General features: G+C 75.4%; 21 protein-coding genes. 4 read left to right on the forward strand and 17 right to left on the reverse strand.

Annotated elements, in window-relative coordinates:
• Window positions 1-64: 64 nt before the first annotated feature.
• The 9 genes from era to HKK73_RS11985 all read right to left on the reverse strand — a co-directional run bounded on the left by era (window position 65) and on the right by HKK73_RS11985 (window position 8,977).
• Window positions 65-1,015, reverse strand: coding sequence for a GTPase Era (era, locus tag HKK73_RS11945; protein ID WP_043651768.1), 951 nt, complete (start codon window positions 1,013-1,015; stop codon window positions 65-67).
• The gene (locus HKK73_RS11950; RefSeq protein WP_043651770.1) at window positions 1,012-2,346 is read right to left on the reverse strand and encodes a hemolysin family protein; all 1,335 of its coding nucleotides are present in this window, start codon (window positions 2,344-2,346) and stop codon (window positions 1,012-1,014) included. The genes era and HKK73_RS11950 overlap by 4 nt, the downstream gene beginning before the upstream one ends.
• Window positions 2,343-2,795, reverse strand: coding sequence for an rRNA maturation RNase YbeY (gene ybeY, locus HKK73_RS11955; protein ID WP_021482948.1), 453 nt, complete (start codon window positions 2,793-2,795; stop codon window positions 2,343-2,345). The genes HKK73_RS11950 and ybeY overlap by 4 nt, the downstream gene beginning before the upstream one ends.
• Window positions 2,792-3,880, reverse strand: a complete 1,089-nt coding sequence (locus HKK73_RS11960; protein ID WP_021482947.1) for a PhoH family protein — start codon at window positions 3,878-3,880, stop codon at window positions 2,792-2,794. The genes ybeY and HKK73_RS11960 overlap by 4 nt, the downstream gene beginning before the upstream one ends.
• Window positions 3,881-4,001: 121 nt before the next feature.
• Entirely contained in the window at window positions 4,002-4,364 is a 363-nt protein-coding gene (locus HKK73_RS11965) for an HIT domain-containing protein (protein WP_021482946.1), read from the reverse strand.
• On the reverse strand, window positions 4,361-5,173 hold the full coding sequence (locus HKK73_RS11970) for a 16S rRNA (uracil(1498)-N(3))-methyltransferase (RefSeq protein ID WP_171468079.1): 813 nt from the start codon (window positions 5,171-5,173) through the stop codon (window positions 4,361-4,363). Before HKK73_RS11970 ends, HKK73_RS11965 begins: the two co-directional genes overlap by 4 nt.
• A gap of 13 nt (window positions 5,174-5,186) precedes the next feature.
• Entirely contained in the window at window positions 5,187-6,311 is a 1,125-nt protein-coding gene (gene dnaJ / locus HKK73_RS11975) for a molecular chaperone DnaJ (RefSeq protein ID WP_171468080.1), read from the reverse strand.
• 106 nt (window positions 6,312-6,417) lie between these two features.
• Window positions 6,418-7,434: a heat-inducible transcriptional repressor HrcA gene (hrcA, locus tag HKK73_RS11980; protein WP_021482687.1), complete on the reverse strand. Its 1,017-nt coding sequence runs from the start codon at window positions 7,432-7,434 to the stop codon at window positions 6,418-6,420.
• Between the two features lie 79 nt (window positions 7,435-7,513).
• Entirely contained in the window at window positions 7,514-8,977 is a 1,464-nt protein-coding gene (locus HKK73_RS11985; RefSeq protein ID WP_085387702.1) for an MFS transporter, read from the reverse strand.
• A gap of 155 nt (window positions 8,978-9,132) precedes the next feature.
• On the opposite strand from HKK73_RS11985, the gene HKK73_RS11990 reads away from it, so the two are divergent.
• Window positions 9,133-9,996, forward strand: coding sequence for a DUF3097 domain-containing protein (locus HKK73_RS11990; protein ID WP_076405563.1), 864 nt, complete (start codon window positions 9,133-9,135; stop codon window positions 9,994-9,996).
• 112 nt (window positions 9,997-10,108) lie between these two features.
• On the opposite strand, the gene HKK73_RS11995 is transcribed toward HKK73_RS11990, so the two are convergent.
• From HKK73_RS11995 to lepA, 3 genes are all read right to left on the reverse strand, one after another.
• Window positions 10,109-11,215 (reverse strand): hypothetical protein, encoded by a 1,107-nt coding sequence (locus HKK73_RS11995; protein WP_171468081.1) that lies wholly within the window; start codon window positions 11,213-11,215, stop codon window positions 10,109-10,111.
• 192 nt (window positions 11,216-11,407) lie between these two features.
• Window positions 11,408-12,700, reverse strand: a complete 1,293-nt coding sequence (gene hemW, locus HKK73_RS12000) for a radical SAM family heme chaperone HemW (protein ID WP_171468082.1) — start codon at window positions 12,698-12,700, stop codon at window positions 11,408-11,410.
• A complete protein-coding gene (gene lepA / locus HKK73_RS12005; RefSeq protein ID WP_021479819.1) occupies window positions 12,697-14,589 on the reverse strand; it encodes a translation elongation factor 4 in 1,893 nt (630 codons plus the stop codon). The genes hemW and lepA overlap by 4 nt, the downstream gene beginning before the upstream one ends.
• A 205-nt stretch (window positions 14,590-14,794) precedes the next feature.
• Here lepA and HKK73_RS12010 point away from each other — a divergent pair, with 205 nt between their 5' ends.
• From HKK73_RS12010 to rpsT, 3 genes are all read left to right on the forward strand, one after another.
• Complete coding sequence (locus tag HKK73_RS12010; protein ID WP_051028617.1) at window positions 14,795-15,373, forward strand: DJ-1/PfpI/YhbO family deglycase/protease; 579 nt, start codon at window positions 14,795-14,797, stop codon at window positions 15,371-15,373.
• A gap of 46 nt (window positions 15,374-15,419) precedes the next feature.
• Window positions 15,420-16,106 carry a type II toxin-antitoxin system PemK/MazF family toxin gene (locus HKK73_RS12015; protein ID WP_085387697.1) on the forward strand — a complete coding sequence of 229 codons (687 nt, stop codon included), beginning with the start codon at window positions 15,420-15,422 and terminating at the stop codon, window positions 16,104-16,106.
• A 238-nt stretch (window positions 16,107-16,344) separates the two neighbouring features.
• Window positions 16,345-16,605 carry a 30S ribosomal protein S20 gene (rpsT, locus tag HKK73_RS12020; protein ID WP_043659362.1) on the forward strand — a complete coding sequence of 87 codons (261 nt, stop codon included), beginning with the start codon at window positions 16,345-16,347 and terminating at the stop codon, window positions 16,603-16,605.
• A 231-nt stretch (window positions 16,606-16,836) separates the two neighbouring features.
• Here rpsT and holA read toward each other — a convergent pair whose 3' ends face one another.
• The 5 genes from holA to HKK73_RS12045 all read right to left on the reverse strand — a co-directional run bounded on the left by holA (window position 16,837) and on the right by HKK73_RS12045 (window position 24,138).
• Window positions 16,837-17,847 carry a DNA polymerase III subunit delta gene (holA, locus tag HKK73_RS12025; RefSeq protein ID WP_171468083.1) on the reverse strand — a complete coding sequence of 337 codons (1,011 nt, stop codon included), beginning with the start codon at window positions 17,845-17,847 and terminating at the stop codon, window positions 16,837-16,839.
• 204 nt (window positions 17,848-18,051) lie between these two features.
• Window positions 18,052-20,751, reverse strand: a complete 2,700-nt coding sequence (locus tag HKK73_RS12030; protein ID WP_171468084.1) for a ComEC/Rec2 family competence protein — start codon at window positions 20,749-20,751, stop codon at window positions 18,052-18,054.
• Entirely contained in the window at window positions 20,748-22,058 is a 1,311-nt protein-coding gene (locus HKK73_RS19130; protein ID WP_253705629.1) for a helix-hairpin-helix domain-containing protein, read from the reverse strand. Before HKK73_RS19130 ends, HKK73_RS12030 begins: the two co-directional genes overlap by 4 nt.
• 120 nt (window positions 22,059-22,178) lie before the next feature.
• On the reverse strand, window positions 22,179-23,060 hold the full coding sequence (locus HKK73_RS12040) for a DegV family protein (RefSeq protein WP_171468085.1): 882 nt from the start codon (window positions 23,058-23,060) through the stop codon (window positions 22,179-22,181).
• Between the two features lie 106 nt (window positions 23,061-23,166).
• Window positions 23,167-24,138: a DUF5692 family protein gene (locus HKK73_RS12045; protein ID WP_171468086.1), complete on the reverse strand. Its 972-nt coding sequence runs from the start codon at window positions 24,136-24,138 to the stop codon at window positions 23,167-23,169.
• Window positions 24,139-24,145: the final 7 nt, after the last annotated feature.

The following is a 24,145-nucleotide window of genomic DNA, read 5'->3' on the forward strand; positions in this document are numbered from 1 at the left end:
GCCGCGGGCCGCCGGCCGGTCCCTGGTGCCCTCCCGACGGCGGCACGGGGGACGTCCCCCCGGGTCAGAACCCGAGCCGGTGGAGCTGCTTGGGGTCGCGCTGCCAGTCCTTGGCGACCTTCACGTGGAGGTCGAGGTAGACGCGCGCGCCGAGCAGCGCCTCGATGCCGTGCCGCGCGCGCGTCCCCACCTCACGCAGGCGCGAGCCGCCGCGGCCGATGACGATCGCCTTCTGCGAGTCGCGCTCGACGAAGAGGTTGACGCGCACGTCGAGCAGCGGCGGCCGGCCCGTGGCCTCGTCGCCGCTGCCCTCGCGGGGCACGATCTCCTCGACCTGGACCGCGAGCGAGTGCGGGAGCTCGTCGCGCACGCCCTCCAGCGCCGCCTCGCGCACGAGCTCGGCGACCATGACGGCCTCCGGCTCGTCCGTGAGCTCGCCGCCGGGGTACAGCTCGGGGCCCTCGGGCAGGTGGGAGACGAGGACGTCGGTGAGCACGTCGACCTGGTAGCCGTCCTGGGCCGAGACGGGCACGATGTCGGCCCAGCCGCCCGCCGTCTCCCCCAGCCGGTCGACCGCGAGCAGGTGCGCGGCGAGGGTGCCGCGGTCCACGAGGTCGGCCTTCGTGACGACGGCGACCACGGGCGTGCCGCGGCGCCCGCGCATGAGCTCCGCGAGCTCGTTCGCGATGAAGCGGTCGCCCGGGCCGATCTTCTGGTCGGCGGGCAGGCAGAACGCGATGACGTCGACCTCGGTGAGGGTCTCGCGCACGAGGTCGTTGAGACGCTCGCCGAGCAGCGTGCGGGGGCGGTGCAGCCCCGGGGTGTCGACGAGGACGAGCTGCGCGTCGGGGCGGTGCACGATCCCGCGGATCGTGTGGCGCGTCGTCTGGGGGCGCCCGGAGGTGATCGCCACCTTCTGGCCGACCAGCGCGTTCGTCAGGGTCGACTTGCCCGCGTTGGGCCGCCCGACGAGGCAGGCGAAGCCGGAGCGGTGCTCGGGGGTGGTCGTGCTCACGGGGTGTCCTTCACGGTGGGGAGGGGCTGACGGGTGTCGGCCGCGGGGTCGGGCTCGTCCGGCGCGGGGACCGGAGCGTCGGGCGAGGTCGCCGTGGAGACGAGGACGGTCGCGAGCTGCTTGCGGCGGCCCTGGACGCGGTCGGCCTCGAGGCGCAGCCCGTGGACCTCCGCCACGGAGCCGGGCAGCGGGACCTTGCCGAGCGCCTTGGCGAGCAGGCCGCCCACGGTGTCCACGTCGTCGTCGTCCAGGCCGAGGCCGAAGAGCTCGCCGAGCTCGTCGACGCCGAGGCGGGCGGGCACGCGCAGGACGCCCTCGCCCAGGTCCTCGACCTCGGGCTCCGGCCGGTCGTGCTCGTCCGTGAGCTCGCCCACGATCTCCTCGAGCGCGTCCTCGATCGTCACCAGCCCCGCGACGCCGCCGTACTCGTCGACGACCATCGCGATGTGCGAGGACGACGCCTGCATCTCGCGCAGCAGGTCGTCCACGGGCTTGGACTCGGGCACGAAGATCGCGGGGCGCGCGACCTCGCCCACGGGCCGCGCGTCGGTCCCGGGACCGCCCTGCAGGACGCGCACGACGTCCTTGAAGTAGGCGACGCCCACGAGGTCGTCCGCGGACGTGCCCGTGACCGGGATGCGGGAGAAGCCGGAGCGCAGGAAGAGCGAGAGGGTCTTGCGCAGGGGCGTGTCGCGCGACGTCGTCACCATGTCGGTGCGGGGCACCATGACCTCGCGCGTGAGGGTGCTCCCGAGCTCGAAGACGGAGCGGATGAGCTCGCGCTCCTCCTCCTCGATGACCTCGGACTCGTTGACGCGGTCCACCATGTCCTGGAGCTCGCGCTGGTGGGCTCCCTCGTCGGGCGCCGGGGCGAGCCGCGTGAGCCAGCGCGTGGCCCCGACGACGACCGTGAGCAGGCGCGACAGGCTCAGCAGGACGCGCACCGCGTGGCGGCGGCCGAGGGACCGCGGGCTCACGCGCACCACGAGGAGCCCGACGACGACGCTCACCGCGAGCGCGACGAGCAGGACCTGCCACCACGGCTCCAGCCACGCCGCGACGAGCAGCGTGAGGCACGTGACCGCCGCGACCTCTGCGACGACGCGCACGAAGCCGACGGAGCGCACGGTCGCCGCCGGGTCCGCGAGCAGCGCCAGCGCCCGACGCCCCTCCGGGCGGGCGGGCACGGCCGGGTCGTCGCCCAGGGCGGCCTCCGTGACGGCCGCCCGCGTCACGCGCAGCACCGCCGCCTCGCCCGCGCTCAGCGCGGCCGCGAGCACGACCGTCAGGACGGTCAGGGCCGCCAGGAGCGCGACGGGTTCGCCGCTCACCGGCCTGCGAGGAAGGTCAGGAGCAGCTTGCGCTGCAGCGCGAACATCTCCTTCTCCTCCTCCGGCTCGGCGTGGTCGTAGCCGAGCAGGTGCAGGATGCCGTGCGTCGTGAGCAGCAGCATCTCCTCCGCCGTCGAGTGGCCCGCCGTCACCGCCTGCTGGGCGGCGACCTCCGGGCACAGCACGACGTCGCCGAGCTGGCCGGGGCCGGCGACCTCGCCGTCGCGCCCGGGCCGCAGCTCGTCCATGGGGAACGACAGCACGTCCGTCGGGCCGGGCTCGTCCATCCAGCGCACGTGCAGCTCGCTCATCACGTCCGTGTCGACGAAGAGGATCGACAGCTCGCTCTGCGGGTGCACGCGCATCGCGTCGAGCACGTACCGTGCCAGCGCCGCGAACTCGGCCTCGTCGACCTCGGCCTCGGTCTCGTTGTTGACCTCGATGCTCACGCGTCGTCCCTCGTCCGTCGTTCTCGTGCCGCGGGGCGTCCGCGGCGGTCGTCGTCGCGGCGGCGCGACCCGGAGCTCCCCGAGCCCCCGCCGCTCGCCAGGTCCCACCGCGCGTACGCGTCGATGATGTCGCTCACCAGCCGGTGCCGCACCACGTCGGACGACGTGAGCCGGCAGAACTCGACGTCGTCCACGCCGGTGAGGACGTCCTCGATGACGCGCAGGCCGGACTGCGTGCCGCCCGGCAGGTCGACCTGCGTCGCGTCGCCCGTGATGACCATGCGCGACCCGAAGCCCAGGCGCGTGAGGAACATCTTCATCTGCTCGGTGGTCGTGTTCTGCGCCTCGTCGAGGATGATGAACGAGTCGTTGAGGCTGCGCCCGCGCATGAACGCGAGCGGCGCGACCTCGATCGTGCCGGCCTCGATGAGCTTGGGGATCGAGTCCGGGTCGATCATGTCGTGCAGCGCGTCGTACAGCGGGCGCAGGTACGGGTCGATCTTCTCCGTCAGCGAGCCGGGCAGGAACCCGAGCCGCTCCCCCGCCTCGACGGCGGGGCGCGTGAGGATGATGCGGTTGACCTGCTTCGACTGCAGCGCCTGCACGGCCTTCGCCATCGCGAGGTACGTCTTGCCCGTGCCCGCGGGGCCGATCCCGAACGTGATCGTGTTCGCGTCGATGGCCTCGACGTAGCGCTTCTGCCCCACGGTCTTGGGCCGGATCGTGCGGCCGCGGCTCGACAGGATGTTGAGCGTCAGCACCTCGGCCGGGCGCGACGCCGTCGCGGCGGTGAGCATCGCGATGGACCGCGTCACGACGTCGGCCGTGAGCTGGGTGCCGGCCTCGACGACCTCGACGAGCTCGTCGAGCAGGCGCGCGGCGAGCGCGACCTCCCCCGGAGGGCCGGCGACCGCGATCTCGTTGCCCCGCACGTGCACGTCGACGGCGGGGAACCCCTCCTCGACGGCCCGGAGCACGGAGTCGCGGCTACCGAGGAGCGCCACCATCGGCACGTGGTTCGGGATGACGATGCGGTGCTCGACCCGGTGCGACGAGGGGTCGGGTTCTCGGGACAGAGAGGTCATGAGCCGGCTTGCGCCGCTGCGCTCCTTCGGTCGGGCAGTGGGTCCGGGACGGCCACCGCCCCGCAGATCGCTTCCATCGTACCGAGCGCGGCCGGGCGTCACACGCGCTTTCGCGCAGGGCTCAGGCGGGCGACCAGCCGAGCTCGGCGCCCGCGATGACGTGGCCGTGCACGTGGAACACGCTCTGGCCGGCGCGCGGCCCCGAGTTGAAGATGAGCCGGAACTGGCCGTCGGCCAGGTCGCCCGCCACCTCGTCCGCCAGCGCGACGACGTCGCCGAGCAGCTCCGGGTCCGCCGCCGCGAGCTGGGCGATGTCGCCGTGGTGGTCGCGCGGCACCACGAGCACGTGCACGGGCGCCTGCGGGTCGATGTCGCGGAACGCGATCGAGCGCTCGCTGGTCGCCACGACGTCGGCCGGCACCTCCCCCGCGACGATGCGGCAGAAGAGGCAGTCCGGGTCTGTGCGCAGGTCGGTGCTCGTCATGACCCCGAGGCTAGACCACGCGTCCCGGCCACGCCCCAGCGGCCGAGCCGCTCGGCGAGCAGCGCCACGGCCACCGGTCCGGCGGTCGACGTGCGCAGCACGTGGGGCCCCAGCCGCGCCGCGACCGCGCCGGCCTCCGTGAGGTCGGCGAGCTCGCGGTCGGAGATCCCGCCCTCCGGGCCGACGACGACGAGCACCTCGGGCGCGGGCGCGCCGTCCGTGGCCGGACCGGCGGGCAGCCCGACGTCGGCGAGCGGCGTCGTCGCCTCCTCGTGCAGGACGATCGCCCGACCGCCCGCCGCGACGACGTCGACGACCCGCGCCGCGAGGCCGCGCGAGTCGAGCGCGACCTCGACGCGAGGCAGGCGCGCGCGCCGGGCCTGCTTGGTCGCCGTGCGGACCGTCGCGAGCCACCGCGCGCGGGACTTCGCCGCGCGCTCGCCGCGCCACACGACGACGGAGCGCTCCGCCTGCCACGGCACGACCGCGTCGACGCCGATCTCCGTCGCCGCCTCGATCGCCATCTCGTCGCGGTCACCCTTGGCGAGCGCCTGGACGAGCGTCACGACGACGTCCGGCGCCGGCTCGCGGTCCACCTCCTGCACGAGGAGCGTCACGCGGCCCGACTCGGCGTGCTCGACGACGCAGCGCAGCCGGAGCCCGTCGCCGTCGACGACGTCGACGCGCTCGCCCGCGCCGCGGCGCTGCACGACGCCCGCGTGCCGGCCCTCCGCGCCGTCGAGCACGTACCGGTCGCCGGGCGCGACGCCGTCGGTCCCCGTCTCGGCGAGGAACACCGGAGCACTCATGCGCGCGCCCCGCTCAGCGGCCGGACAGCTTGTCGCGCAGGCGCGAGAACACGCCCGGGTGCGCGGCGGCGAGCCGGGGCTCGGGCCGCTCCTCGCCGCGCAGCGCGGCGAGCGAGCGCAGGAGCTGCTCCTGCTCGGGGTCGAGGGCAGTGGGCACCTGGACCTCGATGTGGACGTTGAGGTCGCCGCGCCCGCTGCCGTGCAGGTGCCCGACGCCGAGGTTCTTCAGCGTGACGATCTGGTTCGGCTGCGTGCCGGGGCGCAGGTCGATCTCCTGGAGCCCGTCGAGCGTCTCCAGCTCGAGCACGGTGCCGAGGGCGGCCGCCGTCATCGGCACCTGGAGGGTGCAGTGCAGGTCGTCGCCGCGGCGCACGAACGTGTCGTGGTTGCGCTCGCGGATCTCGACGTACAGGTCGCCCGCGGGGCCGCCGGCCGGGCCGACCTCGCCCTGCGCGGTGAGCTTGATGCGCGTGCCCGTGTCGACGCCCGCCGGGACGTTGACCGTGATGCTGCGGCGGCTGCGCACGCGGCCCTCGCCCGAGCACTCCGCGCACGGCTCGGGGATGACGGTGCCGAAGCCCTGGCACGCGGCGCACGGCGCGCTCGTCATGACCTGGCCGAGGAACGAGCGCGCGACGCGCTGGACCGTGCCGCGCCCGTGGCACACCTCGCATGTGCGGGGCGAGGTGCCCGGGCGGCAGCAGGTGCCGCCGCACGTGCCGCACACGACCGCCGTGTCGACCTGGAGCTCGCGCTGCGCGCCGAACGTCGCCTCGGAGAGGTCGATGTCGAGCCGCACGAGCGCGTCCTGGCCGCGGCGGGCGCGCGGGATCGGGCCCTGCTGCGCCTGGGCGCCGCCGAAGAACGTCTCGAAGATGTCCTGGAAGCCGAACCCGCCGCCCATGGGGCCGCCGCCCCCGCCGCCGGGGGCGCTGGGGTCGACGCCGAGGTCGTACTGCTGGCGCTTCTCCGGGTTGGACAGCACCTCGTAGGCGCGCGCGACGTCCTTGAAGCGGTCGCCCGCCTCCTCGCCCGCGACGTCCGGGTGCAGCTCGCGCGCGAGCTTGCGGTACGCCTTCTTGATCTGGTCCTGGTTGGCGTCACGGGCCACGCCGAGGATCTCGTAGTAGTCGCTCACACGTCACTCTCTGCTGGTGCGGGTCGTGAGGCCGGCGCGGGGCCGGTCGGGAGGGGTCGGGGGTGGTCGTCGAGCGGGCCCGCCGCGGGCGGGGAGACCGCGGGGCTCACGTGCCGAGCACCCGTGACAGGTAGCGCGCGACCGCGCGCACCGCCGCGATGGTGCCGGGGTAGTCCATGCGGGTCGGCCCGATCGAGCCGACGAGCGCGACCGTGTCACCGTCGTTACCGTAACCGGTCGTCACGACGGAGGTCTCCGCGAGGCCCTCGAGCTGGGTCTCGCGACCGATCCGGACGCTCACGCCCGACTCGGCGGCCATCTCGGTGAGCAGCCCGAGCAGGACGACCTGCTCCTCGAGCGCCTCGAGGACGGGGCGCAGCGCGTGCTCGAACCGCATGCCCGCGCGCGCGAGGTTCGCCGTGCCCGCGAGGACGAGGCGCTCCTCGCTCTCCTCCGCGAGCGTCTGGGCGACGAGGTCGCCCACCGCGCGGACGAGCGGGGCGTCGTCGGGGTGGAAGCTCTCGGTCACGGCGGCGAGACCGGGCGCGAGGTCCGTGAGGCGCTTGCCCGCGGCCGCGGCGTTGAGCCGCGCGCGCACCTCGACGAGCGTGCCCTCGTCCGGCAGGCTCGCGACCTCGAGCGTGCGCTGCTCGACGCGACCGGTGTCCGTGATGATGACGACGAGGAGCCGCGACTCGCCGACGGGCACCAGCTCGAGGTGGCGCAGGCCCGACCGGCTCAGCGACGGGTACTGCACGACGGCGACCTGGCCGGTGAGCTGGGCGAGCAGGCGCCCGGCGCGCGCGATGACGTCGTCGAGGTCCACGCCCTCGGACAGGAAGGTCTCGATGGCGCGCTTCTCCGGCGCGGACAGCGGCTTGACGCCCGAGAGGCGGTCCACGAAGAGCCGGTAGCCCTTGTCCGTCGGGATCCGGCCCGCGGACGTGTGCGGCTGCGCGATGTACCCGGCGTCCTCGAGAGCCGCCATGTCGTTGCGGATCGTGGCGGGCGAGACGCCGAGGCTGTGGCGCTCGGTGAGCACGCGCGACCCCACGGGCTCGCGCGTGAGGACGTAGTCCTCGACGATGGCCCGCAGCACCTCGAGCCGGCGCTCCTCGCTCACGTCCACCTCCCGCGTGCCGCACCGTCGCCGCCCGGGCGGGCGTGCGGGCGTCGGCACTCTCGACCTCCGAGTGCCAATCCTACGCGTCCGCGCGGCCCGTCCGGCGGTCCTCCGCTCGTCGCGAACGCAGGTCAAGGAGGCCGACGACGAGCGCGACCGCGACGAGGCCGATCGTCACCAGGAGCGCCCGCCCGGTCGCGTCCGCGGCCGAGTCGCCGCTCGCGAGCCCGCCGTAGTAGACGGACAGGACCACGGAGATCCCGACGGCCGACCCGATGCGCTGACCGAGCTGCAGCATGCTGCCCGCCACCCCGGCCCGGCTCACCGGCACCTCGGACAGCGTGAGCGTCTGGTTCGGCGCGATGACCGTCCCGCTGCCCGCGCCCGCGACGAGCAGAGCGACCGCGAGCGCCGGGCCGACGGCGCCCGGGTCGTCCCCGAGCGTGCGCACGACGACCTCCGCCGCGACCACCCCCACGAGCACGAGCACGACGCCGCCGACGACGAGCTCGCGGCCCCAGCGCGCGACCCAGCGGCCCGAGAACCACGCCGACACGCCCGACGCGACCGCGAACGGCGTGCCGACGAGCCCTGCCTGGAGCGGCGTGTACCCCAGCTCGTCCTGGAGGTAGAGCGTGACGACGAGGAAGATGCCCGTGAACCCGGCGAAGTACGCGAGGCCGAGCAGCGCGCCGTTGCGGAAGGACCCGAGCCCCACGACCTGCGGGTCGAGCACGGCCTCGCCCGTGCGCCGCTGGTAGCGCCGCTCCCACCCGACGGCGGCCACCACGGCGGCCGCTGCCGGCACGAGCCACCACCAGCGCGACGCGTCGTCGCCGCGGCCGGTCGTCGTGACGAACGGCATCATCACGCCGAGGGTCGCGGCGCCGAGCAGGCCCAGCCCGACGAGGTCCAGCCGGCGCGGCCCGCGCGCCGCGCCCGAGCCGGTGCGCGGCGGCCCGGGCACGAGGCGCCACGCGAAGGGCAGGAGCACGGCGACGACGGGGATGTTCACGAGGAACACCCACCGCCACCCCGTCTCCGGGCCCGCCGCGGCGATGATGAGCCCGCCCAGCAGGGGCCCGAGCGCCGTCGAGACGCCGATGGTCGCGCCGAACATGCCGAACGCGCGCCCGCGCTCGTACCCGCGGAACTGCTGCTGGATGAGACCGACGACCTGCGGGTTGAGGACGCCCGCGCTCACGCCCTGGAGCAGGCGCGCGACGCCGAGCCACGTGTCGGTCGGCGCGAGCCCGGACGCGAGGCTCATGAGCGCGAAGCCCACGAGGCCCGCGATGAAGAGCGGTCGTCGTGCGCCCGCGTCGCCCAGGCGCCCGGCGGGCACCAGCGCGAGCCCGAACGCGAGCGTGTAGCCGGCGACGACGAGCTGGAGCTGGGTCGGGCCCGCGTCGAGCGACGACTCGATCGACGGCAGGGCCACGTTGACGATCGACACGTCGAGCGTCGTGATGAAGCCCACCGCGAGGCAGACCGGCAGCACGCGCCAGCGGTTCGGGTCCGGCTCCGCGCGCTGCTGGCTCATCGGTCCGTGGTACCACCCCGCCCCGGGGGCGCGCGCGCCGGGAGCCGCCGTGCGCGGCCGGTCCGGGCGCCCGGGACCTTCCCGCGGGCGGCCGATCCGGCGACGCACGGGGCGATCTCGGTGGTGAGCGGCGGACGCTGGCCTAGGGTGACGCCGTGTCCTTCGACCGCTACGGCTCCGACGTCCTCGGCGGCACGCCCGCCCCCACCCACCACCGCGCGCGGCCCGTGTCGCGCCCGCAGCCCGCGGAGCGCGGCCTCGTCGTCGAGGAGGTGCAGACCGGGTGGGTCGGGGCCGTCGTCCGGGTCGAGAAGTCGGGCGGGATGCACGTCGTCGTGCTCGAGGACCGCGCGGGCCGGACCCGCACGTTCCCGCTCGGGCCGGGCTTCTGGGTCGACGGCGCGCCCGTCGAGCTCACCCCGCCCGTCACCTCCCGCGCCCCCGCCGCGCCGACGCGCACGGCCTCGGGCTCGCGGGCCGTCGTCGGGCAGCGGGCGCGCGTCGCGCGCGGGAGCCGCATCTGGGTCGAGGGCAAGCACGACGCCGAGCTCGTCGAGAAGGTGTGGGGCGACGACCTGCGCGTGGAGGGGGTCGTCGTCGAGCCGCTGCACGGCGTCGACGACCTCGCGGCGGCGCTCGCCGACTTCGGCCCGACGCCGCAGCGGCGCGTGGGCGTGCTCGTGGACCACCTCGTGCCCGGCAGCAAGGAGCGGCGGATCGCCGACGAGGCGCTGCGGCGGTCGCCCGCGGGCACGGTGCTCGTGCTCGGGCACCCGTACGTCGACGTCTGGCAGGCGGTGAAGCCGGCCCGGATCGGCCTCGAGCGGTGGCCCGTGATCGAGCGCGGCACCGAGTGGAAGCGTGGGATCCTGCGCGAGCTCGGCTGGCCGGCGGAGAGCGCGGAGGACGTCGGCCGCGCGTGGCAGCGCATCCTCGGCACGGTCCGCACCTACGCCGACCTGGAGCCGTCGCTGCTCGGGCGCGTCGAGGAGCTCATCGACTTCGTCACCGCGCCCTGACCGGTCGCGGGCGCGCGGGACGCACCCCGCGCGTGAGGTACCGCGCTCGAGACGCACCGCGCCCCGGTACCGACGGACGGTACCGGGGCACGGCGACAGCGTCGGCCGGGTCTCAGGCGGCCGGCACCCCGCCCGTGAGACGGCGGTAGGCGTAGCCGACGGCGACGTAGCTCAGCGGGATCGTCACGAAGAGCCCGAGACCGCACGGGATCGCGCCGAGGATGTTGATCCCGACGAGGGCGAGCAGGAGCAGGAACACCTGCCCGAAGTTCTTCGCGACGAGCGAGAAGCTCGTGCGGATCGCCGTGATCGCGTCGACGCCCTGGTCGAGCGCGACGTAGTACACGAACGCCGAGAACAGCAGCATCGCGAGCCCGGGCAGGACGCACAGGACGAGCCCGATGCCGGACAGGACGCCGACGATGAGCGCCGCGAGCAGCACGTTGAGCACGTTCCCGATGCGGAAGAACGCGGCGACGTCGGGTCGACGCCCGTCCACCTCGTCGAGCGCGCCGCGCGTGAAGAACGCGGTGATGAGGTAGCCGATGGCGGTGCCGACGATCCCGAGCAGCACGCTCGTGAAGGTGAGGCCGCCGAGGGCCGCGAAGTTCGTGTCGGAGTAGTCGAACTGGTCCTGGAACTGGTCGAACCCGCCCGTGATCCAGCTCCACGCGATGTTGACGGCGAGGAAGATCAGCGCGACGAGGATCCACGGCCCCAGGTTCGACGTGACGCGACGCCACCCGTAGGAGATCGCGTCGCCGACGCCGAACGCCGGGCCCGCGTAGCCGGGCTGGCCCCCGTACCCTCCGGCGGCACCCGGGTACGACCCGGGCGGCGGCGGGTACCCCCCGGCGGGGGGCGGGTATCCGCCGGCGGGCGGCGGGTACGCACCGGACGGGGGCGGGTACGCGCCCGGCGGGGGCGTACCCGGTCCCCCGGCCGCGCCGTCCGGCGCACCGGTCGGCGCGCCGTAGGCACCCGGTGCGCCGTACGCGGGCGGGCCCGACGGCGGTGCGGCCGGGTCGTGCGGCGCTCCCCCGCCCGGGCCGTACGGCGAGGCGGGCGGGACGTCGCCCCCGGACGGGGCGGCGTCGGGCCGGCCGGGTCCGGGACCGGCCGGTGGCGTGGCGTCCGGTCGCGGGCCGCCCGCGCCGTCGGCGGGGGTGTGCTCGTCGTCGCGGGGCGGCTCGCCGCCCGGGTTCGTAGGGTCGGTCATCGTGCACCTCGTTCCTCGTCGTCACGTGCTGCGGGCTGCACGCTCCGTCGACGTGCTGGGTCCACCTTGGCGGTTCACGGCCCGGACCGCGCGGCGAGCACCGCGACCGTCGCGCGGCGGCGGGCAGGGTGGTGCCGCCGAGGGCCTCGTCCTCGCGGGGCGCGCCCGGGTCGCGGTGGACCCGGGCCGACGTCACTCGTCCGTGATCGTCCGGACCACCGTGTCCGCGAGCAGCCGCCCCCGCAGGGTGAGCACGGCACGACCGGCGACCGCTGCGCGGCCGTCGAGCAGCCCGTTCGCGACGAGCCCGGCGACGGCGTGGCGTCCCGCCGGGGAGAGGACCGCGAGGTCGAGTCCCTCGCGCAGCCGCACGCCGAGCATCGTCTGCTCGAGCCGGCCCTCCGTGCGCGTGAGGAGCTCGCGCCCCGCCGCGGGGCTCGTGCCCGCCTCGAGCAGCGCCGCGTACCGGCGGGGGTGCTTGACGTTCCACCACCGCACGCCGACGCGGGCGTCCTCGGGCGACGCCCCCGCAGGTTCGGTACCGGCCGCCGCGACGTAGGAGTGCGCGCCGGGCCCGACCCCCCACCAGTCGTCGCCGCGCCAGTACGCGAGGTTGTGGCGGCAGCGGTCCGCGTCGGTGCGCGCCCAGTTGCTCACCTCGTACCAGGTGAGGCCCGCCGCCGTGAGCAGCTCGTCGGCGAGCTCGTACTTCGTGGCCTGGTCGTCCTCGCTCGGGAGCGCGACCTCCCCGCGCCGCACCTGGGCGGCCATCTTCGTCCCCGCCTCCACGACGAGCGCGTACGCGGACACGTGGTCGACGCCGGTCGCGAGCGCGGCCTCGAGGCTCGCCCGCCAGTCGTCGAGACTCTCCCCCGGCGTGCCGTAGATGAGGTCGAGCGAGACCTGGAGGCCGGCGTCGCGCGCCCAGCGCACGACGTCCGGGACGCGGCGCGGGTCGTGCGTGCGCTCGAGCGTCGCGAGCACGTGCGGCACGGCGGACTGCATGCCGAACGACACGCGCGTGAACCCGGCGGCCGCGAGCTCGGCGAGCGACTCGGGCGTCACCGAGTCCGGGTTCGCCTCCGTCGTCACCTCGGCGTCGGGGGCGAGCCCCCACGCGTCGCGCACGCCGCCGAGCAGGCGGACGAGGTCCCCGGCAGGCAGGAGCGTGGGCGTGCCCCCGCCGACGAAGACGGTCGAGACGGGCCGCTCGGGCAGCCCGGCGTCGTGCAGCACGCGCGCGGCGAGGTCGATCTCGCGCATCGCTGTGCTCGCGTACGAGGCCTGGCTCGCACCCCCGCCGAGCTCGGACGCCGTGTAGGTGTTGAAGTCGCAGTACCCGCACCGCACCGAGCAGAACGGGACGTGCAGGTAGACCCCGAACCCGCGGGTCGCGGGCACGGTGCCGCCCGCGCCTCCCGCGACCCAGGAGGGCAGCGAGCCGTCGGGCGGGACCGCCTCGCCCTCGGGCAGCGCCGGGCTCACTTCTTCGACTTGTCCTTGGCGTCCTTGCCGCCCGCGGCGTCGGAGGAGAGCGCGGCGATGAAGGCGTCCTTCGGGACCTCGACGGACCCGATGTTCTTCATGCGCTTCTTGCCCTCCTTCTGCTTCTCGAGCAGCTTGCGCTTGCGGCTGATGTCACCGCCGTAGCACTTCGCGAGGACGTCCTTGCGCATGGCGCGCACCGTCTCGCGGGCGATGACGCGCGCGCCGACGGCCGCCTGGATCGGCACCTCGAACTGCTGGCGCGGGATGATCTCCTTGAGCTTCGCCGTCATCATGACGCCGTAGTCGTACGCCTTGTCCTTGTGCACGATCGCGCTGAACGCGTCCACCTGCTCGCCCTGGAGCAGGATGTCGACCTTGACGAGGTCGGCGACCTGGTCGCCCGACGGCTCGTAGTCGAGCGAGGCGTAGCCGCGCGTGCGGGACTTGAGCTGGTCGAAGAAGTCGAACACGATCTCGGCGAGCGGGAGCGTGAAGCGCAGCTCGACCCGGTCCTCGGACAGGTAGTCCATGCCGAGCATCTGGCCGCGACGGTCGTTGCACAGCCCCATCACGGTGCCCACGAACTCGCTCGGCGCGAGGATCGTCGCGCGCACGACCGGCTCGCTGACCTGCTTGATCTTGCCGCCGGGGAACTCCGACGGGTTCGTCACGTTGACGAGCGTCCCGTCCTCGAGCGTCACGTCGTAGACGACGTTCGGCGCGGTCGAGATGAGGTCGAGGTCGAACTCGCGCTCGAGGCGCTCGCGCACGATCTCCAGGTGCAGCAGGCCGAGGAACCCGACGCGGAAGCCGAAGCCGAGCGCGACCGACGTCTCCGGCTCGTAGTTGAGCGCGGCGTCGTTGAGCTTGAGCTTGTCGAGCGCGTCGCGCAGGACCGGGTAGTCGGTCCCGTCGATCGGGTACAGGCCCGAGAAGACCATGGGCTTCGGGTCGGAGTAGCCGCCGAGCGCGTCGGCGGCGGGCTTCGCCGCGTTCGTCACGGTGTCGCCGACCTTCGACTGGCGCACGTCCTTGACGCCCGTGATGAGGTAGCCGACCTCCCCGACGCCGAGGCCCTTCGTGACGATCGGCTCCGGCGAGATGACGCCGATCTCGAGCAGCTCGTGCGTCGCTCGGGTCGACATCATGACGATGCGCTCGCGCGGGTTGAGGTTGCCGTCGACGACGCGCACGTACGTCACGACGCCGCGGTAGGTGTCGTAGACCGAGTCGAAGATCATGGCGCGCGCGGGGGCGTCGGCGTCGCCGACCGGCGCGGGCACGCGCTCGACGATGCGGTCGAGCAGCGCCTCGACGCCGGCGCCCGTCTTGCCGGAGACCTTGAGCACGTCGTCCGGGTCGCCGCCCACGAGGTTCGCGAGCTCCTCCGCGTACTTCTCGGGCTGGGCCGCCGGGAGGTCGATCTTGTTGAGCACGGGGATGATCTCGAGCTCGTTCTCCATCGCGAGGTACAGGTTCGCGAGGGTCTGCGCCTCGATGCCCTGCGCCGCGTCGACGAGCAGCACCGCGCCCTCGCACGCCGCGAGCGACCGCGAGACCTCGTACGTGAAGTCGACGTGCCCCGGGGTGTCGATCATGTTGAGCGCGTGCGGCGTCTCCACGCCGTCCGCCACGACGGCCCACGGCATGCGGACCGCCTGCGACTTGATCGTGATGCCGCGCTCGCGCTCGATGTCCATGCGGTCGAGGTACTGCGCACGCATGGCGCGCGGCTCGACGACACCGGTGAGCTGCAGCATGCGGTCGGCCAGGGTCGACTTGCCGTGGTCGATGTGCGCGATGATGCAGAAGTTCCGGATCAGCTCGGGCGGCGTGGCCGCGGGCTGGATGCGGGTGCTCAGCTGGGCGCTGGGGATCGGGGACAACGCGGGTGCGCTCCTGGGAGTGGCGTGCGGGTCGGGGCCGCGCGCTCGGGGGCGGCGCGCCGACGGTCGCTCTCGGGCGGGCGGGAACGACCATTGTCCCACGTCCGGCGTCGGGCACCCGCCCGCCCTGCGGGGCACCGCGAGCCGACCTAGCGTGGAGGACCGGCCGGCCGCACCGGGCCGACCGGCGACGAGAGGAGCGCTCATGGCCCAGGACACCGAGCACCGCACCTCCGGCGGCCCCGAGGGGCGCCGCGTGCTGGCGATCGTGACCAACTACGGCGTCGAGCAGGACGAGCTCGTGGTCCCGCTCGAGCACCTGCGCGGCGAGGGGGTGCAGGTCGACGTCGCGGCCACGTCCGCGGACGACGTGCAGACCCTCGTGGGCGACAAGGACCCCGGCCGCACCGTCACCCCGAACCTCACGCACGGCGACGCCGACCCCGCCGAGTACGACCTGCTGCTCGTGCCGGGCGGGACGATCAACGCCGACGCGCTGCGCCTCCAGGACGACGCCGTGAGCCTCGTGCGCGCGTTCACCGCCGCCGGGAAGCCGGTCGCGGCGATCTGCCACGGTCCGTGGGCGCTCGTCGAGGCGGCCGCCGTCGAGGGCAAGACGCTCACGAGCTACGCCTCGCTCGAGACGGACGTGCTCAACGCGGGCGGCGCCTGGGTCGACCGGTCCGTCGTGCGCGACGACGAGGGGTACACGCTCGTCACGTCGCGCGACCCCGGCGACCTCGACGACTTCCTGCGCGAGGTGGACGCCGTCCTGGCCGGGTGACGTGCACCGTCCGGGCGGACACACGTCCGCCCGGTAGGGTGCGCGCGTGGCACGCAACCGATGGCTGGGACTTCTGACCGACGCGGCGCGCGCCGTGGTCTCCGGGCTTACGCGCTCGCAGGGCGCGGGGCAGGGCGGCGCGCGCCAGGGCACCGCGGCGACGCGGGCCCCGGGGCGGGAGCGGACGCCGTCGGGCCGCGGCCCCGCCGACCGCACGCCGTCGCCGCGGCCCGGCCCACGCCCCGGTGCTGCAGGTCCTCGACCCCGCCCCGCGGCGGGCGGGCGACCGGGCCCGGCCGGGACGACCGGCGGTCGAGGTGCTGCCACGGGCGCGTACCCGGGCGACTTCGAGGGCGCGGTGCGTGCGCGGTACGCGCCGCGGCCGGACGGCGACCCGGACCCCGGCGAGATCGTGTGGACGTGGGTCCCGTTCGAGGAGGACCACTCGCAGGGCAAGGACCGGCCCGTGCTGCTCGTCGGGTCGGACGGCGCGTGGCTCCTCGGCGTGATGCTCACGAGCAAGGACCACTCGCGCGACGTCCGGGACGAGGCGCGCTGGGGCCGGTACTGGCTCGACATCGGGTCGGGCCCGTGGGACGCGAAGGGGCGCGACAGCGAGGTCCGGCTGGACCGCGTGGTGCGCGTCGACCCGGCCGCTGTGCGCCGCGAGGGTGCCGTCGTCGGGCGCGACGTCTTCGACCGCGTGGTAGAGGGGATCTCGCGGCACCGCTGAGGCGGTGGTCCCGGCTCTCGCGCGAGCCTCGGGGCCGCGCGAGGCGCCGCTCCGGCGTCCGCACGAGCGATTAGGGTCACGGCCGGACCGCTGGTAGTCTTGATGGCTGCGTGTCCGCCCAGGTCGGCGGGCACAGCTCCAGCACCTCTCCACGGGTTCCCCACCCCAGTCCCGGAGCTGGAGTCGCCCTCTACGACCTATCCGCTCGCTCCGGCGAACAGAACCAGAAAGTCCACACGTGGCCAACATCAAGTCCCAGATCAAGCGCATCCGCACGAACGAGAAGGCTCGTCTGCGCAACAAGGCAGTCAAGTCCGAGCTCAAGACGTACGTGCGCCGCGTGCGCGAGGCCGTCGCCGCGGGCGACAAGGACGCGGCGACCACCGCGCTCCAGGCGGCGTCCCGCAAGCTCGACAAGGCCGTCTCGAAGGGCGTCATCCACGCGAACCAGGCCGCGAACCGCAAGTCGGCCATCGCGAAGTCCGTCAACGCTCTCTGAGCGCACGGTTCGCCCGCGGTGTCGTGACACGCTGATCGTCGCGACGCTCGCACAGGTTTCCCACGAGGGGCGCCGACCCGCACGGGTCGGCGCCCCTCGTGCGTCCGGTGTCGCGCGCCTCGTCCTGGCCGTCGACACCGCGCGGGACCGGGTCCCGGTCGGAGCCCGCCACCGACGCCGCCGTGCCGAGCCGGGACCCCGAGCCCGGGACCTGAGCGGGCGGCTGCCTGGTCAGCGGCCGTGGGCCCGCGCGATCGTCAGCACGGCCCGCTCGACGGCGAACACCGGGTCACGCCCCGCGCCCTTGACCTCGGCGTCGGCCTGCGCGACGGCGCTGATCGCGGTCGCGAGCCCTTCCGGAGTCCAGCCCGCGAGCTCGCGGCGCGCGCGGTCGACCTGCCAGGGCGCGAGCCCCAGGTCCTTGGCCGCCACCCCGCCACGGCCACGCATCGCGCCGACCTTCGCGAGGGCGCGGAGCTTCATCGCCAGGGCCGCGACGAGCGGCACCGGGTCCGCGCCCGTCGCGAGCGCGTGCCGCAGGAGCGCCACGGCCTCCCCCGCGTTCCCCGCGATCGCGGCGTCCGCGACCCGGAACCCGGTCGCCTCGACCCGGCCGCCGTAGTACCGGTCCACCACGGCCTCGCTCACGGTGCCGTCGGTGTCCGTGACGAGCTGGCTGCAGGCGGCCGCCAGCTCCCGCAGGTCGTTGCCGAGTGCCTCGACGAGAGCCCGCACGCCCGACGCGTCGATGCGTCGACGGGCCCTGCGGAACTCGGCGTTGACGAACGCCACCTTGTCGGAGTCCTTCTTGATCGCCTCCACCGCGACGACGGGCGCGCCGCTCCCCTTGATCGCGTCGAGCATGCGCTTGCCCCGCACGCCGCCCCCGTGCACGACGACGACCGTCGTCGCCGGGTCGGCGACCGGCACGTAGTCCACGACGTCCGCGACGAGCGCGTCCGTCGCCGACTCGGCGGCCTCGACGACGACCACCTTCGCCTCGCCGAACAGCGACGGGCTCGCCGCCACCGTGAGCATCCCGGCCTGGTACGTCGCGGCCTCGATCGTCACCTTCTCGACCTCGGGGTCGCGCTCGCGCGCCAGGTCGACGATCGCGTCGACGGCACGCTCCGCGAGGAGCGACTCGGGCCCCTGGACGAGCACCACGGGCGCGAGCCGGACGTCGTCCCACGCGAGGGACGGGCCGGCGGACGGACGGGCGGTGCGGGTCGGCGCGGGCATGGCCCAAGCCTGCCACGAGCCGCCCACCGGCGGTGCCGGCCGACGCGCCCCGAGGCTGCGGTCCGCGACTCTCGCAGGAGTTCCGGCGACGCCGCACCGACGACGCCCGGGCGTCGCGGGCGCCCTGGCACCGGGGCACAGGATGGTCGGCCGCCCGGGTGCCCGGGTGCCCGGGTGCCCGGGCGGGGGCACGCTCGGGCGCGGTCACCCGCATCCCGCGGCGGAGAGGACCTCGTCGCGCACGACGAGCGCGACGGTGCCGCACACGTCGGTCCGCAGCACGGTAGCCCCGACCCCGCGGTAGAGGTCGAGCGCCCGGTCGGTGGGGTGGCCGTAGGTGTTCTCGCCCGAGCTGACGAGCGCGACGGTCGGTGCCAGGACCTGCGCGAGCCGGTCGGACTGGGTGGCCGAGCCGTGGTGCGCGACCTTGACGACGTCGACCGGTCCCGTGCCCCGCTCGCCCAGGGTCCGCGCGAGCGCCGCCTGCCCCGCGTCCTCCAGGTCGCCCAGCGCGACGACGTCCAGTCCCGCCACCCGGACGAGGAGCGCCACGCTCGCGTCGTTCGCGTCGCCCGGTCCGGCCTGCAGCACCTCCCACGAGGCGCCGTCGTCGACGCTCTCGCCGGATCCGCCGGCACCCGCAGCGCCGACTGAGCCCGCCGGGCCCGTCGCGCCCGTCTCCCCGGGCCGCGCGACCTGTGCCGGGACGCCCGCGTCCGCGAGGTCCCCGAGCACGCGCTCGGCCTGCGCCGCGGGCTCCGCCGTCGGGCTCACGAGCGCGCGCTCGACCTCCCGGTCGCGGAGCACCGCCTCCAGGCCGCCGACGTGGTCCGCGTGGAAGTGGCTGAGGACGAGCAGGTCGACCCGCTCGACCCCGAGGTCGTCCAGGCACGACCCCGCTGCGGCGCCCGCGGGCCCGACGTCCACGACCACCGCGGCGCGCGAGCCCGAGCGCACGACGAGCGCGTCGCCCTGCCCGACGTCGCACGCCACGACCGCCCAGTCCGCGGGGACCGGCCCCCCGGTCACACCGAGCGGCCGGAGCACCACGACGAGCAGGACGGGCACCGCGACGACTGCGACGACCGCGGCCGCGAGGCGCGCACGGGGCCGGGCTCTCGCCCGCGGAGCGAGGGCGGGGTGCGCGCCGTCGGCCCGTCCGAACGGCCCGGCGTCGGGGCGTGACGACCGGGTGACGCGACGCCACTCCCCGGCGAGGCGCGCCCGCAGGGACGGCGACGTCGCGCGACGCAGCGTGCGGCGCTCCCCCGCGTCCTGGAGGGCTCGCGAGCGGAGGACCACGGCGAGCGCGACGGCAGTCAGCGCGGCGAGCAGCGCGGCTCCTCCGAGGCCTCCGGGCCAGGGCGCCCGCGCACCGGGCGCGGCGGCGAAGACCTGGGCGACGCCCGCGATCCAGCCCGTGAAGAACCCCGCGGTCCAGGCGAGCGCGGTCGCGGCACCGGGCCACCACGGCGCGACGAGCGTCGCGAGGACGCCGAGCACCGTCGCCGGACCGAGCGCCGGTGCGGCCAGGAGGTTCGCCGGGACGGACCACGTGCTCACGCTCGGGTCGAGCAGGACGACGATCGGGGCGCACGCCGCCTGCGCTGCCACCGGGACGGCGAGGACGTGCGCGGCGGTCCGTCCGCACCACGGTGCCAGACGGCGGGCGATCGGCGCCGTGAGCAGGGCCAGCCCGGCGGTCGCGGCGACGGAGAGGACGAAGCCGTACGACCGCGCCAGCCACGGGTCGACGACCAGGAGCACGACCACGGCGGCCCCGAGCGCCGCCACCGCGCGCGACGGGCGCCCGAGCGCGATGCCGAGGACGCCGACCACCCCCATCGCCGCCGCTCTCAGCACGCTCGGTTCCGGGTGGACCAGCGCGACGAAACCCACCATCGCCGCACCCGTGACGACGACGCGGACGGCTCGCGGCGCGCGCAGCAGGACGCACAGCGCCGCGACGCACGCGACGACGATGACGAAGTGGCCGCCGGACACGGCCGTGACGTGCGTCAGCGACGTGGTGCGCATCGCCTCGTCGAGCTCCGGGTCCAGCCGCGAGGTGTCCCCCACGGCCACCCCCGGCACGAGCCCGCGCGCCTGCGGGCTGAGCCCGTCCGTCGCGTCGAGCAGGCTCTGCCGCATGGCCTGCACGCCCTGGAGGAACCGCCCGGGGTCGTCGACGACGCGTGGCGCGTCGTCCGTGCGCAGGAAGGTCCGGTCCCCCTGCACGTCGAGCCGGCCGGTGACCACGACGGCCGCCCCGTACGCGAGGTCGGTCCATCCCTCCCCGCTCCCCGACACGACGACGGGCCCCGCCGCCGGGACGGTCGCGCCGCGTGCGGTGACCTGGTCGACCGCCACCCGCACCTCGTGCCGGTCGGCCGACCCCGACCACGGGTCGGTCAGCGGCTCGACGGCGGAGCGCACCGTCCCGGCGAGGGTCGCCGTCGCGCGCTCGTCGGCCAGCGAGGCGAGCGGAGCCCGCGCGGCGAGCTGGGCCCCGCCCGAGAGGAGGACGGCGGCGACGCACGCGAGGACGAGCGCCACCTGCCCGAGCACGCGCACGCCGACCGATGACCCGGTCCTCGGCCCGACCTGCCGACCGTCCCGTGGCCGGGCGGGTACACCGAGCCGCGGGCCGTCCGACCGGCGGCGGCCCGCACCGGTCGCCGGGACGGAGGGCACGGTGACGACGCCCCCGCCGAGACCCGCGTCGGACGCCCCGCGGAAGGTCGCGCCGCGACGCAGGGCGACGAGGCCGGCGACGAGCACGCAGCACAGCACGACGGCCGTGGCACGCGCCCCGTGCAACGCGTCCACTGCCGAGGCCCCGACGGCGACGAACGCGGTGGCCCACGCCGCGAGCGCCGCGGGGACGAGCCGGAGGTCGGTCACACGCGCACGAGGTCGCGCACGTCCTCGAGCACGGCGGGGCCGATGCCGCTGACCTCCCCCAGCTCGTCGACGGCGGTGAACGGCCCGTTCTCGTCGCGCCACGCGACGATGCGCTCGGCGAGCACCGGACCGATGCCGGGCAGCGTGTCGAGGGCGGCGGCGTCGGCGGCGTTGAGGTCGACGACCGCGCCACCCGCACCCCCGCCACCGGTGGCGGCCGCCCCCGGTGAGGCGGGCGGTGGTGCGGCGACCGCCTCGCCGGGGCGGGGGACGTGGATCTGCTCGCCGTCGGTCACGGCGCGCGCGAGGTTGAGCGCGGCGAGGTCGGCCTCGGGGGTCGCTCCCCCGGCCGCGTCGAGCGCGTCGGCGACGCGAGCGTCCGTCGCGACGGTCACCAGGCCCGGCGCCGCCACCTGCCCGACGACGTGCACGACGACCCCGCCCGACGTCCCCGCCGCTGCTGCGTCCGGATCGGGAGCGGCCTCCCCCGCGCCGTCGGCGGCGGCACCACCCGCCGCGGCGGGCGACGCGTCCGAACCAGCCGGGGCGCCGTCACCGGCCGCAGCGGCCGCGGCGGGGGCGTCCACGCGCGCCACAGGCTCGACGCCTCCGGCCGGCGCCCGCAGCACGGCGACGCCGACCGCGACGAGCAGCACCACGACGAGCGCGGTGACCGCGGTCCGCGGCCGCAGCGCCCACCGCCTGCCGCCCTCCTCGGCGAGGTCGCCGAACCCGGAGTGCGCCGTCGGGTGCCCGTGCGCGGCCGTGTACGCGCTCGCGGCCGTCTGCGCCGCGCGCCGCCGCAGGCGAGCCACCTCTCCGTCCGCCTCGACGTCCTCGTCTCCGTCCACGGTGGCGGCGGGCACCTCGTCGTCGGACCGCGCCGTCCCCCCGAGGGTGGCGGGACCGACGGCCTCGTCAGCCTCCGGCACCAGGGACGGCAGGGACGGCACGGACGGCACGGACGGCGCACGCTCCTCCGGCTCCGGCCGCGACGGCAGCCACCCGTCGGCGCCGGACGACCCGGAGTCGCCCGGCGCTCCAGGACGCCGGTGCCAGGACGGGACGGCGTCCGACGCAGGGACGCCCACCGCCTCCGGCGGCTCCCACGACCACCGCTCGCCTCGCACCGGGCTCGTCTCCGGCGGGTCGACCCGGGGCAGCGCGGCGGTCGCCGGGTGCCACGCGAGGGCAGGGCGCCCGGACCCGGCGACCGCCCGCAGGCGTTGCCGGACGACGGCGCCGTCCCTCCCGGGGTCGCGGCCGGGGCGGGCGTGCTGGCGGGGCTCGTGCCGAGGTGTGCTCACGCCGTGGACGGTAGGGCGCGACCGGTGCGCCGTGCCGACGCCGCTGCCCGGCCTGTGGAGGAGGCGACGAGGTGCGCGGCTGTGCACGGCCACGCACCGGAGGTCTCCGGCGTCGGGACCTCAGATCGTCGCCGAGAGGTCTCCCACCCCGGAGCCGCGGTCGGCGAGGTCCGCCACCACGACGGCGAGCACCCCCGGGCCGACGTGCGCCCCGAGCACCGCGCTCACCGGCGTCACGACGACGTCCAGGCCGGTGCGCTCGGTGAGCGTCACCGCCAGACGGTCGGCGCCGTCGTCGTCCCCCACGTGGTGGACCGCGAGCGCGGGCCGCCCGCGGCGGGCCGCGGACTCCACGGCGACCGCCGTGAGCCGCTCGACGGCGGCGGACCGGGTCCGGACCTTCTGCACGACGTCGATCCTGCCGTCACGTACCGTCAGCAGCGGACGGACGCCGAGCACCGTCCCGAGCGCGGCCGAGGCCGCGCTGAGCCGGCCGCCCCGGCGCAGGTGGTCGAGCGAGTCGACGAGGAAGACGGCGCGGCTCGCGTCGGCCACCTCGATCGCCCGCCGCGCGACCACGTCCGTCCCGGCCCCGGCTGCCGCTGCCGCCGCGGCCTCGCGCGCGGCGAAGCCGAGCCCCATCGCGACGGTCCGCGAGTCCACGACCCGCACGGGGACCGGCGCGTCGGCGGCTGCGAGCGCCGCCGCGTGCACCGTGCCCGACAGCTCGCCCGAGAGGTGGACGGAGACGATCTCGCGTGCACCCGCGGCCGCTGCCGCGGCGTACGCCTCGCCGAACGCCCGCGGCGTCGGCTGCGAGGTGGTCACCCGGTGACCGGCCTGGAGGTGCGCCGCGACGTCCTCGGCGGTGAGGCCGACGCCCTCCAGGTACGACTCGTCGTCGACGACGACGTGCAGGGGGACGGCACGCAGCCGCTCGTCGGATCCTGCGGGCAGGGAGGCCGTGGAGTCGGTGACGACGTGCACGCGGTGGTCGGTCATGGCCGCGCCACCTTACGGCGACCACGCGTCGTCGCGCACCCCGGCCACGCGAGGACGCGACCGGCCCGCGACGCCGGAGCGGCGCCGCGGGCCGGTGGCCGGTGCGTCAGGCCGAGGTGGCCGCGACGCCCGCGGGCACGGCCTGCTCCGCAGGACGCGGCGCAGGCCGCTCCGCGGCGAGCCGACGGTAGGACGCGTGGTCGACGTACAGCTCGTCGCGCAGCGGGTTGCGACGCCGCGAGACGATCACGTACGCCTGGTAGACCGCGACGGCGACGTTCGCGAGGAGCGAGACGAGGCTCACCACGAAGAGCGCCGTCGGGTCGTGGGAGGACTGCACCGCGAACGGCGAGTCGGAGACGAACGCCGGGACGGCCATGGTGAACATCATCCAGAACGCGAGGGTGTGGGCACGGTGCTGGAGCCAGGCACCCTTGCGCAGGAAGAAGGCGGGGATGGTGCACGAGATCAGCAGGGCGGCACCGGCGTAGAACGCGTGGTCACCGACGCAGTTGTAGACGTAGGCGAAGTTCCAGAGGTCGTAGGCGATGATCCAGAACCACATCATGTCGGGCCAGATCATGTCCTGGAACCGGTCGCGGGTCACGAAGATCCCGACCCACCCGCAGATGGTGACGAGGTTGAGGATGCCGGCGACCCCGTTCATGACGTTCCACGGGCCGCCCACCATGACGACGCCGTCGACCACGCCGTCCATCCCCGTGACCTGGAAGTCCCGGATGACGGCCTCGAGGATGTTGAGCCCGAGGATCGCGGGCGGGAACAGCAGGGCGTACCGCATGGCGCGCAGCCGAGGGCTGTAGCGCAGGAGCATGAAGCCGATGCAGCCCGCGAGGGCCGAGTAGACCTTGACCCAGTGGAACCACGTGCCGGTCGAGGAGCCGGCGCCTGCCGTCTGCGGCCAGACGAAGATCGTCAGCACCACGGGCAGGACCACGAAGATCCCGACGGCGGCGGTCTTCGACCAGCGCACGAGCTCGTTGAGCGCGATGAGCGCGGCCAGCACGACGAACCACATGACGGCCGCCTGCCACGGGATCGAGTCGAACAAGAACATGTCGTCT

Origin of the sequence: Cellulosimicrobium sp. 72-3, assembly GCF_013127315.1 — a bacterium.
GTDB lineage: Bacteria > Actinomycetota > Actinomycetes > Actinomycetales > Cellulomonadaceae > Cellulosimicrobium > Cellulosimicrobium funkei.